This window comes from Calorimonas adulescens (genome assembly GCF_008274215.1).
GTDB lineage: Bacteria > Bacillota > Thermoanaerobacteria > Thermoanaerobacterales > UBA4877 > Calorimonas > Calorimonas adulescens.
Genome location: NZ_VTPS01000006.1, coordinates 1 through 12,862 on the forward strand (window position 1 = coordinate 1; position 12,862 = coordinate 12,862).

Below are 12,862 nucleotides of genomic sequence, written 5' to 3' on the forward strand. Positions count from 1 at the left end.
CCCCCACAACTGTAAAAAGGAGTGAGATGATGAGACAGTACATAACAAGAAGACTTATACAGATGATACCTATACTCATAGGTATATCCATACTCCTTTTCTTTATACTGCAACTGGCACCCGGTGATATATTTTCGACTATGATGAATCCGCATATGACAGCGGAAATGAAAGAAGAACTAAGGCATCAGCTTCATTTAGACCAACCTGTATATATACAGTATTTCTACTGGGTACGGGGGGTCTTAAAGGGTGATTTTGGGGACTCATTCTACTTTAAACAGCCCGTCACAAGGGTCATAAATACTTACATATGGAACTCGTTCCTTCTTTCCCTTGTATCCTTTATCCTGAGTGTAATAATTTCAATACCCATTGGTGTAATATCTGCCACGAGGCAGTACTCAAGGTTTGACTATTTCTTTACAGTGGTAGCCCTTATAGGCATATCCATCCCCTCCTTTTATTTTGGCCTTTTGCTTATCAAATGGTTTGCTGTAGACCTGAAGTTATTTCCTGTGTCAGGCATGATTACTCCGGGGGCAAACCCTGCAGGTGTTGAAAAAGCAGCAGATGTACTCTATCATATGGCCCTGCCATGTATAGTCCTGACTCTTAGCAATGTGGCCGGACTCATGAGATACACCCGTTCATCCATGCTGGAGGTCATAAGGCAGGACTATATAAAGACGGCCAGGGCCAAGGGATTGAGGGAGAAGGTTGTGATATATAAACATGCTTTGAGGAATGCTATGATACCTGTTATAACCATCTTCGGCATGTGGCTACCCGGCCTGTTTTCGGGTGCTATAATTACCGAGTCCATCTTCAACTGGCCTGGCATAGGACCTATAGAACTTTTGGCCGTGAACAACAGGGACTATCCCCTGCTGATGGGAATAAACCTGATATTAGCCCTCCTTACCCTCCTTGGCAACCTGATAGCAGACATTACGTATGCGCTGATTGACCCGAGGATCAGGTTGAAATGAGAAGGGAGATGATGAGATATGGAAGCAAAACCAATTGAAGATGTGAGGGAGTTTAATGAAGAGGACATAATGAGCCCGTGGAAGCTGGCCTGGAGACGTCTTAAGAAAAATAAGCTGGCTATGCTGGGGCTTTATATACTTCTATTTATGGTTTTGATGTCTGTAGTAGGTCCCATTGTATCTCCATACACAATGGAACAGATGGACCTTTCCAATATACAATCACCACCATCCCTGGCGCATCCACTGGGCACAGATGAGGTGGGGAGGGATGTGATGACCAGACTCTTTTATGCCGGGAGAATCTCATTGTCGGTGGGCCTTCTTGCGGTGGCCATAAGTGTGGTCATAGGTAGCGTGCTGGGTGGAATAGCGGGTTACTACGGTGGACTTATTGATTCTTTGATAATGCGTATTGTGGATATATTTATGTCATTCCCGTTTTTACCGCTCCTTATAACCATTGCAGCGGTGATGTCAGACTGGAAGGTGCCTCCGCAGTACAGGATGTTTGTGGTCATGATATTGATTGGAATCCTATCCTGGCCAGGCCTGGCCAGGATAGTGAGAGGCCAGATACTGTCATTGAGGGAACAGGAGTTTATGCAGGCTGCAGAAGCCCTTGGCATACGGGACAGGAGGAAAATATTCCGTCACCTGCTGCCCAATACCTATGCCTCTATTATAGTTTCGGCCACCCTGGATTTGGGCAGTGCCATACTCACGGAATCGTCATTGAGCTTTTTGGGTCTGGGTGTAACGCCGCCCACCCCGTCATGGGGTCAGATGGTGCAGGTAGCGAGGGACCTTTATACCCTGCAGATGCAGCCGTGGCTCTGGATACCCCCCGGCATATGCATATTCCTGACTGTTATGGCAATTAATCTTTTTGGCGACGGCCTCAGGGATGCCTTAGACCCAAGGCTTAAGAGATAGGAGGGATGTATTGTGGCAGATGATCTGTTAGCCGTGCACGATTTAAGGACATATTTCTACACAGAGGACGGATTGGTTAAGGCTGTTGATGGCGTCAGTTTTAAAATAAAAAAGAGTGAGGTAGTGGGCATTGTTGGCGAATCGGGTTGTGGCAAGAGTATAACGGCCATGTCGATTTTAAAGCTGATTGATCCGCCTGGGAGGATAATATCTGGAGAGGTCATTTTTGACGGCGTCAACCTTATAGAACTAAAAGAAGATGATATACGCAAGATTAGAGGGGCCAGTATATCTGTCATATTTCAGGAGCCAATGACCTCACTAAACCCGGTATTTACCATTGGCGACCAGATAGAGGAGGCCATAATGCTCCATCAGGGCCTTGATAAGGTAAACGCAAGGAAAAAGGCCATAGAGATGCTTAAGACTGTGGGCATACCACGGGCAGATGAGGTGGTGGATGAATATCCCCATGAGCTATCCGGTGGAATGAGGCAGAGGGCAATGATAGCCATGGCCATCTCCTGCAATCCCAAGCTCCTTATAGCGGATGAGCCTACGACGGCACTGGATGTCACCATACAGGCCCAGATACTGGAGCTTATGAGGAATCTCAAAAATGACCTTGGTTCCTCAGTCATGCTGATTACCCATGACCTTGGCGTGGTGGCGGAAATGGCCGACTATGTCATAGTAATGTATGCCGGGAAAATTGTCGAGGAGGCTGAGGTAGTAGAGCTTTTTAAAAATGCCAAACACCCATATACCATAGGACTTTTGCAGTCCAAACCCGTGATAATGAGAGATGAGGACAGATTAAACTCCATACCCGGACAGGTGCCAAACCCATTACACATGCCATCAGGATGCTATTTTCACCCGCGCTGCAGCCATGCGATGGATATTTGCAGGGAAAGCCAGCCGGAGCTCAAAGAGGTATGTGAAGGTCATAAAGCGGCATGCTGGCTCTATGAAGGGGTGATATGATGGGTGAGGTTTTGCTCAAGGTGAATAACCTCAAGAAGTATTTTCCAATAACAGCAGGTGTCTTTCAACATACTGTGGGTTATGTAAGGGCAGTGGACGGGGTATCTTTTGAGATAAACAAGGGTGAGACGCTTGGCCTTGTCGGGGAGTCGGGATGCGGTAAGACGACACTGGGACGGACAGTAATAAGGCTGCAGGATAGGACGGCTGGAGAGGTATATTTTAAAGGAATGGATGTCTTCAAGCTAAAGAGAGAAGAACTCAGGAAGCTGAGGCCGAAAATGCAGATAATATTTCAGGACCCTTACAGCTCACTAAATCCAAGGATGACTGTGGGAGAAATAGTGGGCGAGGCTCTCTTGGAGCACAACATGGCTAATCGAAATGAACTTCAGGACAAAGTGGTAAGGGCCTTAGAGATGTGCGGTCTTAGCCCGTATCACATAAAGAGATATCCCCATGAGTTTTCAGGAGGCCAGAGACAGAGGATAGGTATAGCGAGGGCATTGATTTTAGACCCGGACTTCATTGTGGCCGACGAGCCGGTATCTGCACTGGACGTATCCATTCAGGCACAAATTGTAAATCTTCTGATGGACCTGCAGCAGAGCTATGGCTTTACCTACCTGTTTATTTCCCACGACCTCAGTGTAGTAAAGCACATAAGTCACAGGGTGGGTGTCATGTACCTTGGCTCTATGGTTGAGATGGCAGATAAGAAGGAGCTTTACGAAAATCCACTGCACCCATACACGAAAGCCCTCCTATCGGCAGTGCCGGTACCGGACCCGACCATTAAGCGGGAGAGGATAATACTGCAGGGTGACATACCCAGCCCCTCCAACCCTCCGTCAGGATGCAAGTTTCATACCCGCTGCCCCTTTGTGATGAAAAAGTGCAGTGAGGAAATACCCGAATACAAAGATGCAGGGAGTGGGCACTTTGTTGCCTGCCATCTGCTATAGGCGGTGGTAAAGATGAAGGATGAGGATGAAAAGGATATTAAGCTGGAATGGAGGGACATACTGGCATTGATGATAGCACAGCTTGAAATATTGCTGCCCATGGCGTTGGTTTCCGTAGCTGGCATGGCAGTGGTATTGTATCTGATTATGAAGGTGTGGCTTAAGACATGAACGTTTAACAGTAAGCATAATATTATTGGCCTGGCCATGATAAACCTTAAATATCACCGGCCAGGCTTTTCTATTCTCACCGATCGGTGGGGACGGTTCTTGTGGCTCATAATTTTTCTATAAGGGGAAAACAGCACAGTATCTCGTCAACACATGCTTGCATTATTATACAATATATATTATAATCTATTCAAAAAGCAGTTAGGGGAGGAGAAAATGAACAATAAGAGATTAGTCACTTTAGTGACCATTTTTATTTTGCTGTTTTCACTGGCTGGTTGTTCTGGCCAGCCGGCAGGCAATGAGGCACAGCAGGAACAGAACCAGGACAAGGGGCAGTCTGCTAAGACATCCCTTGTCTACAATCTCGGGCCGCAGCCGAGGACTATTGACCCTGCTACGTGTGACGAGGTTTATGGGTTTACTGTAATTGACAATGTATTCGAGGGCCTGGCCAGATACGACAAGAAAGGCAATCCTGAACCCGGCATGGCGGAGTCATGGGAGACTTCAGGTGATGGTCTTACATGGACATTCCACCTGAGAGATGCCAAATGGAGTGATGGTAAACCTGTCACAGCTAAAGACTTTGAATACTCGTGGAAAAGAGCGCTGGCGCCTGATACGGCAAGCCCGTATGCCTATCAACTTTATTATATTAAAAATGCTAAGGCATACAATGAAGGAAAGGCTGATGCCTCAGAGGTAGGAGTGAAGGCTATAGACGACAAGACCCTCCAGGTAACCCTGGAAAGCCCAACACTATATTTTCTTACTATAGTCTCCCTTCCAATATCATACCCTGTAAGGGAAGACATTATCAAGGAACATCCGGAGGACTGGACCAATAATCCTCAGACATATATCGGAAATGGACCCTTTAAAATGACAGAATGGGTAAATAACGACTCATTCACATTTGTGAAAAATGAAAACTACTGGGATGCTCAAAATGTCAAACTGGAAAATCTCACCTTTACACTGATGACTGATGAAAACACAGCCCTGAGTGCCTTTAAATCCGGTGAGGTAGACTATATAGACATCGTGCCGCCGCTGGAGATCCCAAACCTCAGGGACGAGGGCCTGCTGAATACAGTCTTAACCATGAACACCACCATGATAGAGTTCAATACCACCAAAAAACCGCTGGATGACCCCAGGGTGAGGAAGGCGCTGAGCCTTGCCATAGACAGGAAGACCATAGTTGAAAACATCACCAAGGGAGGAGAGAAAGCTGCCGGTGGCCTTGTGGCATATGGGTTTCCTGATGCAGAGCAGGGAAAAGACTTTAGAGAGGTGGGCGGAGACTATTACCCTGTAGATAGGGCGGATGTAGAGACGGCAAAAAAACTTCTGGCTGAGGCCGGATATCCTGATGGGAAGGGTTTCCCGAAGCTCACCTATATATTCAATGACAGGTCTACCAACAAAGAGATTGCACAGGCACTCCAACAGATGTGGAAGCAAAACCTTGGTATAGATGTTGAACTCAAGACAGAAGAGTGGCAGGTATTTGTTCAGGACGTAATAAGTGGAAACTATGAAATGACGAGGATGGGCTGGCAGGCGGAATATGTAGACCCTATAGCCATGCTTGAGCTGTTTACTACAGGCAGCCCCAACAACGACCCGAGGTGGAGCAACAAAGAGTATGATGAGCTGATTAAAACAGCAAAGACCAGTACGGACCAAAGGGCACGCATGGAGGCGCTCCATAAGGCAGAGGATATTATTATGGAAGAGATGCCTATAGCCCCAATATTCTACAGCGTAAAGCAGAATGTGGTAAAGCCGGGACTCAAGGACTATATAGTTTTACCCAATAATGGGGTAGTACTGTTCAGAAACGCATACTGGGAGAATTAAACAGCTGAATGGATTTATAAAAATTAAGGCCGATGAGGCCTTAATTTTTTATGCATTATTACATCAGTCCTGTCTCTCATGGCATATCCTCTCCTGACTGTTTGTTAAGGTAATTATATCATACTTTATCTGACGTTATTTGAAGTGTATGCCATGTCACATACCAGCAAATAATCTGATATCCTCATGGCTGTAAATATCAAACTTAAATTACAGAAGATATCGATATTGACTGGGACAATTCAAAGTGCTACTATTTTCAAGGTAGACTGAATTTAGAAAAGGTGATATATAATATGTCCTTATTTCCTGCACTTTCTCACAGAAACTTCAAGCTCTTCTGGTTTGGACAATGCATCTCTCTTATAGGCACATGGATGCAGAATGTTGGCCAGGCCTGGTTAATACTGCAGTTAACCAATTCTCCGTTTCTTTTAGGTCTTATCACGACTCTACAGACACTACCTGTCATGCTCTTTTCTTTATTTATCGGGGTATATGTGGATCGCTTTCCCAAACGCAAGCTGGTGATCCTTGCACAGACAGGCCTCATGATACTGGCATTTATCCTATCGTATCTTACACTTACGGGCACAGTAAAATACTGGCATGTGGCAGTATTGGCCACCATACTTGGTTTTATGAATACCATAGATAACCCTTCAAGACAATCCCTGATGATAGAACTGGTAGGCAAAGAAGACCTCTTAAATGCAATAGCATTGAACTCTTCTGCATTCAATCTCGCCAGGATTCTGGGGCCGGCTGTTGCCGGGATACTGATAGGCTATCTGGGTATAGGGATATGTTTCTTGTTAAATGGGCTATCATATTTAGCTGTCATTGTAAGCTTGCTACTCATGGATGTGAAGGAAGAAAAGCGTACTATTGACGAAAGCAGTTCAGTCATCAAGGATATGTTGGAGGGAGTTAGATATATATTTCAAACACCGAGGATATATGTTGCCATCCTCCTGATGTTTTACATAAGCACATTTGCCATGAACTTCAATATATTAGTACCTGTATTCACCAAAATAGACCTGGGACTGGAGGCATCTCAATATGGTTTTTTAATGTCAGCAATGGGTGTTGGCGCTCTTATAGGGGCGTTATCCCTGGCCGTGCGGTCTAAATCCGGTCCTCATATGAGGCTACTATTTTTAGGGGCAGTGGGATTATCCATATTTCAAGGAATTCTTGGCATGACACAAAACTTTTATTTTGCCATGATTCTCATTGCACTGACAGGGTACTTTATGATAACATTTACAGCCACATGTAATACATTAATCCAGATAAATTCAGAAGACCATCTTAGGGGCAGGGTGATGAGCGTCTATACCCTTGTGTTTGTAGGTGTGGCCCCTTTAGGGTCAATGTATTCAGGTACCATTTCAGAACATTTTGGGGCAGGTATGACATTCGTTATCTCAGGTATTATCGGCCTGGTAACGTGTACTATAATGTACGTAATAGGCAGAAAAAGAGGTATCAGTATGTAAAATGATATTAACAAATCCGAGGTTTCTACTATTAAGAGGTTACCTGATGTAGAGGGCATTAAACTGGCCAGACAAGAACTATGCAAAGAGATAAGTCTTAATGTTGCCGCAGGTAATAAGAAGGTATTGGGGCATTTGCAGTGGTTGTAGGAAGCGCCATAACACGACCACATATTATAACACAAAGATATGTAAAAAAAATCAAAGAAGCTGGTTTCTGAAGCTACAGCTATGTAAAAACCATACGGTGTTGTGCCTGCAAGCCGTATGGTTTTTATTTTTTTTATAAATTTTAATCCCCTTGCAGGATTTTTGAAAACGATGTAGAATAATATTATATAGTGCAAGCGTATGCATAATAGATATGTTTAATATTGCTGGATTCCATTATAATTATACTTATTTTGTAAACGCTTTCTCAATGTATTTTATGCAAACGCTTGAATAGAGAGGAGATGGGGCGCCAGAAAAGGGATTCGGGTATTGAAGACAATAAAATATTGTATGTATTTGAATTTAGTCCTTTAGGAGGGGTAAAATGAAAAGGTTTTTAGCAGTTTTGTTGATTGCAGTCTTAGCAGTATCCATGGCTGCATGTGGTGGTTCAAGCCAGTCACAGCAGAACACAGGGCAGGACAATCAGAGTACAACGGTTGAAGGGAATAAGGGTGTAGAGCTTACAGTATGGTCTCACCTCACAGAGACCGAGGTCAAGAAGGTGCAGGAAGTGGCAGACAAGTGGGCCTCTGAGACCGGCAACAAGGTAAAGGTGCTCACAGATAACAGTGACTTCCAGGCCTTTGCTACAGCAGCCAACAGCGGCAAAGGGCCAGATATCATGTTTGGACTTCCCCATGACAACCTGGGCACATTCTACAAGGCAGGGTTATTGGAACCCGTACCGGATGGTGTGATAAACGACAGCGATTATGTACCTCTGGCAATCGATGCGGTAAGCTACGATGGCAAGAAATATGCAATACCGCTATCCATGGAGTCCTATGCACTTTTCTACAACACCGATATGATAAAAGAGGCTCCAAAGACATGGGATGAGTTTGTAAATGTAGCACAGAAGTATGGGTTCATGTATGACATAAACAACTTCTATTTCTCTTATGCTTTTATATCGGGAAACGGCGGATATGTTTTTAAGAATAACGGCGGCAGCTACGATGTGAATGACATTGGCCTTAATAATGAAGGCGCAAAGAAAGGGTTTGCTGCAATATATGACATGGTAAACAGGTATAAATTCATGCCTGCAGATATAAAGGGCGATATAGCCAAGGGCAACTTCCAGAGCAAGAAGATAGGCATGTATATCTCCGGACCATGGGATGTGCAAAGCTTTAAGGACGCTGGGGTAAACTTTGCTGTGGCTCCTCTGCCAAAGCTGGAGAATGGCAGTGACATGAAACCTTTCGTTGGTGTGCAGGCGGCCTTTGTAAATGCCAATTCCAAGAACAAGGACGCAGCGTGGGAACTTATGAAGTATCTGGCAGAAAACACCCCTATACCTCTCTTTGAGACTGGTAACAGGATTCCTGTGATAAACTCTGTATTAAACAGCAGTGAGGTTCAGTCCAACGAGATATTAAAAGGGTTTGCCGATTCCGCTTCAAAGGGAGAGCCGATGCCCAATGTCCCTGAGGTGCAGGCCATGTGGACACCAGCCAACAACAACCTGACACTGATCACGTCGGGTAAACTGGCTCCTGACAAGGCGGCAGACCAGATTGTGGCGCAGATGAAAGAAGGAATTGCCACAATGCAATAGAGAGGGCCGGTGAACATTATCATGAAAAGAAAAAACAGGGGAGACGGATGGACGGCATACGCCTATCTGTCTCCGGCTCTTATTTCTATGACTGTTTTGAGCTTCTTTCCAATATTATATACAGTCTATATTGCTTTTACCAACTTTAATCTCAATCATTTTAAAAACTATGAGTTTGTTGGGCTTAAGAACTTTATCTATGTACTTACAGGGCCGTTCAAGAATATATTTTTGTCAGTGTTTACGTGGACACTGGTCTTTGCAATAGTGTCTACGGTCCTGTGTTATGTGGTAGGGCTGATACTGGCTGTCTTACTGAACAACAGGAACATGTGGGAGACAAACATATACAGGGCGATACTTATAATACCATGGGCACTCCCAGGGGCTATTGCTGTTTTGACGTGGTCAGGGCTTTTGAATGAAACATATGGTGGTATAAACCTTATACTCAGCATATTTAATATTTCGGCCAGGCCATGGATGACAGACCCTTTCTGGGCGAGGGTAGGCATCATTATCGCCAACGTATGGCTGGGCTATCCCTTTATGATGAATGTATGTCTGGGTGGGCTCCAGGCCATATCGCCGGAGATGTATGAGGTGGCAGACTTAGATGGGGCTACATGGTGGCAAAAGCTCACAAAGATAACCATCCCCATGCTTATGCCTTCATCACTGCCGCTCCTTATTTCGACCTTTGCATATAACTTTAACAATTTCGGCACAGCATACCTCATCATGCAGGGTATGCCGCCCAGGCTGGACACCCAGTTTGCCGGTTATACAGACATACTCCTGACTTCCTCATATAAGATGACACTGCAGTTTAACAGGTATGACCTTGGGGCAGCCCTGAGCATAATCATCTTCTTTATAGTTGGCATACTAAGCTATATAAATATGAGGATGACCCATGCCTTTGAGGAGGTGGACTAAATGCAGGAACCTGTAGTGATGGCTACAATGAAGAGAGAGGCCCATAGAGAGAGAGTAAAGCCGCAGGACAGGAGGCTGCTCTGGATAAGCAGGATAATAATCTGGGTTGTGATTATAGCAGTTCTCTTCCCTGTATACTGGGTTTTAATGGCTTCATTGAGCCCCGGGGATGCGTTTTTCACAGGGAGCCTTCTCCCTAAGGAAGTGAGCCTGGACAACTATGTGGAGGTCATAAATGATACTGATTTCCTTATATGGATTAAAAACAGCATGATACTCTGCACAGGGGTTTCTATAATACAGCTCTTCATGACAACCACATCGGCATATGCCTTCAGCAGGATGAGGTTTAAGGGAAGGAAATATGGCCTCATGACATTGCTGATACTGCAGATGTTCCCTACAATAATGGCCATACCAGCCATATACGGCATACTGGTCAGGATTAATATGCTGGATAGCATATATGCCCTTATGCTTGTCCTGGCTGGCGGGAACGCATTTAATATATGGCTTTTGAAGGGATATATTGACAGCATACCCAGGGAACTGGATGAGGCAGCCAAGGTGGACGGTGCCACACACTGGCAGATATTTACCAGGATTATACTGCCCCTTATTGTACCTATGCTGGTAGTCATATTCCTCTTCAGCTTCATAGGTGTGTACAGTGAGTTTGCCATTACCAGCGCTGTCATCCATGACCCGGGAAGCTACACTGTGGCTTTGGGCCTTCAGAGGTTCATATTAAACCAGTTTGCCGCCCACTGGACACTCTTTGCTGCAGCTGCTGTCATGGCTTCACTGCCCATAACCATAGTGTTTATGCTTCTTCAGAGATACCTGCAGGCAGGCCTGGCCGCCGGGGCAGTGAAAGGTTAAGGTGCATGTTATGAATAGAGAGGCTATATATCACAGGACTATGCTCCCTTTTGCATATCCCGTAGGGGAGCATGAGCTTAGATTGGTATTGAGAGCTGCTAAAGATGACATATATTTTTCGGAGGTCTTCTATGGCGATAGGTATGCAGAGCCGGGGAGTGAGGTAAGTACCCTTATGAGAAAAGAGGCCTCTGACAGTCTCTTCGACTATTATACCGTGACATTGTATACTGAGGAAAAGAGGGTAAGGTACTTCTTCCACCTGAGTGACAGAAGGGAGGACATCTGGTATTCCGAGAAGGGGTTCAGTGTGGCCAGGCCGAAAGAGGGGCTGTTTCAATACCCATATATCTGCCCAGCCGACCTCTTTTCGGAGCCGGAATGGATAAGGGGAAGGACCATGTACCAGATATTCCCTGATAGGTTCTGCAATGGAGATAGGGACAACGACCCCGAGGGCTGTCTAAAGTGGGGCGAGACTCCGAAAGCTGACTCCTTTTTTGGAGGGGATTTAAAGGGCATTATAGATAGGCTGGACTACCTTGCAGACCTTGGCATTGGTGTAATATACCTGACACCTATATTCAAATCTCCATCCAACCACAAGTATGACACTGCAGACTACTACAGCATAGACCCGGCCTTTGGCGACAGGGACATCTTAAAAAGACTGGTGTCAGAGGCCCACCGGAGGGATATAAAGGTAATTTTAGATGGTGTATTTAACCACTGTGGGAAGGACTTCTTTGCATTTCAGGATGTAGTAAAGCATGGAGCCTCATCGCCATATAAGGACTGGTTTAATATACACAGCTTCCCGGTCAGAGCAGGTAAAGACCCCAATTATGAGACTTTTGCCAGTGGGGTGTATACCATGCCCAAGCTCATGACCCATAACCCTGAGTTGCGCGAGTATCTGATTAAGGTGGGGGAACACTGGGTGAGGGAGGTGGACATAGACGGATGGAGGCTGGATGTGGCTAATGAGATAGACCATGACTTCTGGCGGGAATTCCGGAAGCGCGTCAAGGCTATAAAGCCCGACGCCTTTATTATAGGCGAGGTGTGGCATGACTCCCTGGAATGGCTGAGGGGCGACCAGTTTGACTCAGTGATGAACTACCCATGGAGAGAGGCAGTACTGGATTTCTTTGCCAGAGGAGAGATTGATGCGGTGGGGTTTGATGAGAGAGTGGCGGGACTTCGTATGGCCCACTCCTCCAATATCTGGCCTGGCCTTGTAAACCTCCTCGGGAGCCACGATACAGCGAGGGTTCTGACCCTCTGCAGCGACAGGAGAAGGGCAGCCTTAGCAGCGGTGTTTCAGATGACATACCCAGGCCTCCCCATGATCTACTATGGGGATGAGATAGGCATGGAGGGCGGCGATGACCCTGACTGCCGCAGGACATTCATATGGGATGAGGAGGGACAGGACAACAAGCTCTTAAATTTATATAGACAGCTCATAAAACTGCGCAGGATATTTCCGCATCTTTCTGATGGCGACTACAGGACATGGCATACTGAGGGGAATGTGTATGCATATATCAATGACGGTATAGGGGTTGTGATAAATAACAGTGATGAAGATATATCATTAAGGCTGGATAACTTTACCATACACAGGACAGTGGACATCCTGAGCAGGAAAAGCTATGGATTGGGGAGGTATCTATCCATAGACTTAAAGCCGTATTCAGCAGCCATTCTCCTTACAGAACGTGACTATGAAAAAATGAGGGAGGCAGGGGCATGTTAAAAAGGCAAAGATATTTAGCACTCCTATTAGCACTCATACTCATCATAGCACTGGTATCTGCTGGATGCACCCCT

At 45.5% G+C, this 12,862-nt stretch carries 12 protein-coding genes; all 12 read left to right on the forward strand.

What is annotated here, in order from left to right; genetic code table 11:
* On the forward strand, positions 1–992 hold a 992-nt coding region (locus FWJ32_RS05010; RefSeq protein ID WP_338028691.1), incomplete at its 5' end, for an ABC transporter permease subunit.
* Positions 993–1,010: 18 nt separating this feature from the next.
* Positions 1,011–1,928, forward strand: a complete 918-nt coding sequence (gene opp4C / locus FWJ32_RS05015) for an oligopeptide ABC transporter permease (RefSeq protein ID WP_149544884.1) — start codon at positions 1,011–1,013, stop codon at positions 1,926–1,928.
* Positions 1,929–1,940: 12 nt separating this feature from the next.
* Positions 1,941–2,915, forward strand: coding sequence for an ABC transporter ATP-binding protein (locus FWJ32_RS05020; RefSeq protein ID WP_149544885.1), 975 nt, complete (start codon positions 1,941–1,943; stop codon positions 2,913–2,915).
* Positions 2,915–3,880: an ABC transporter ATP-binding protein gene (locus FWJ32_RS05025; protein WP_149544886.1), complete on the forward strand. Its 966-nt coding sequence runs from the start codon at positions 2,915–2,917 to the stop codon at positions 3,878–3,880. Before FWJ32_RS05020 ends, FWJ32_RS05025 begins: the two co-directional genes overlap by 1 nt.
* A 12-nt stretch (positions 3,881–3,892) precedes the next feature.
* Entirely contained in the window at positions 3,893–4,051 is a 159-nt protein-coding gene (locus FWJ32_RS13290) for a hypothetical protein (RefSeq protein WP_162523513.1), read from the forward strand.
* A 216-nt stretch (positions 4,052–4,267) separates the two neighbouring features.
* On the forward strand, positions 4,268–5,920 hold the full coding sequence (locus FWJ32_RS05030) for a peptide ABC transporter substrate-binding protein (protein WP_149544887.1): 1,653 nt from the start codon (positions 4,268–4,270) through the stop codon (positions 5,918–5,920).
* A gap of 296 nt (positions 5,921–6,216) precedes the next feature.
* On the forward strand, positions 6,217–7,425 hold the full coding sequence (locus tag FWJ32_RS05035) for an MFS transporter (protein WP_420837938.1): 1,209 nt from the start codon (positions 6,217–6,219) through the stop codon (positions 7,423–7,425).
* Between the two features lie 125 nt (positions 7,426–7,550).
* Positions 7,551–7,646 carry a hypothetical protein gene (locus FWJ32_RS05040; RefSeq protein ID WP_149544981.1) on the forward strand — a complete coding sequence of 32 codons (96 nt, stop codon included), beginning with the start codon at positions 7,551–7,553 and terminating at the stop codon, positions 7,644–7,646.
* Between the two features lie 317 nt (positions 7,647–7,963).
* On the forward strand, positions 7,964–9,205 hold the full coding sequence (locus FWJ32_RS05045) for a sugar ABC transporter substrate-binding protein (protein WP_149544889.1): 1,242 nt from the start codon (positions 7,964–7,966) through the stop codon (positions 9,203–9,205).
* Positions 9,206–9,226: 21 nt separating this feature from the next.
* Complete coding sequence (locus FWJ32_RS05050) at positions 9,227–10,144, forward strand: carbohydrate ABC transporter permease (RefSeq protein ID WP_149544982.1); 918 nt, start codon at positions 9,227–9,229, stop codon at positions 10,142–10,144.
* Positions 10,145–11,026, forward strand: coding sequence for a sugar ABC transporter permease (locus FWJ32_RS05055; protein WP_149544890.1), 882 nt, complete (start codon positions 10,145–10,147; stop codon positions 11,024–11,026). It begins immediately after the preceding gene.
* Positions 11,027–11,036: 10 nt separating this feature from the next.
* A complete protein-coding gene (locus FWJ32_RS05060) occupies positions 11,037–12,788 on the forward strand; it encodes an alpha-glycosidase (RefSeq protein ID WP_149544891.1) in 1,752 nt (583 codons plus the stop codon).
* The last annotated feature ends 74 nt before the right edge of the window (positions 12,789–12,862 follow it).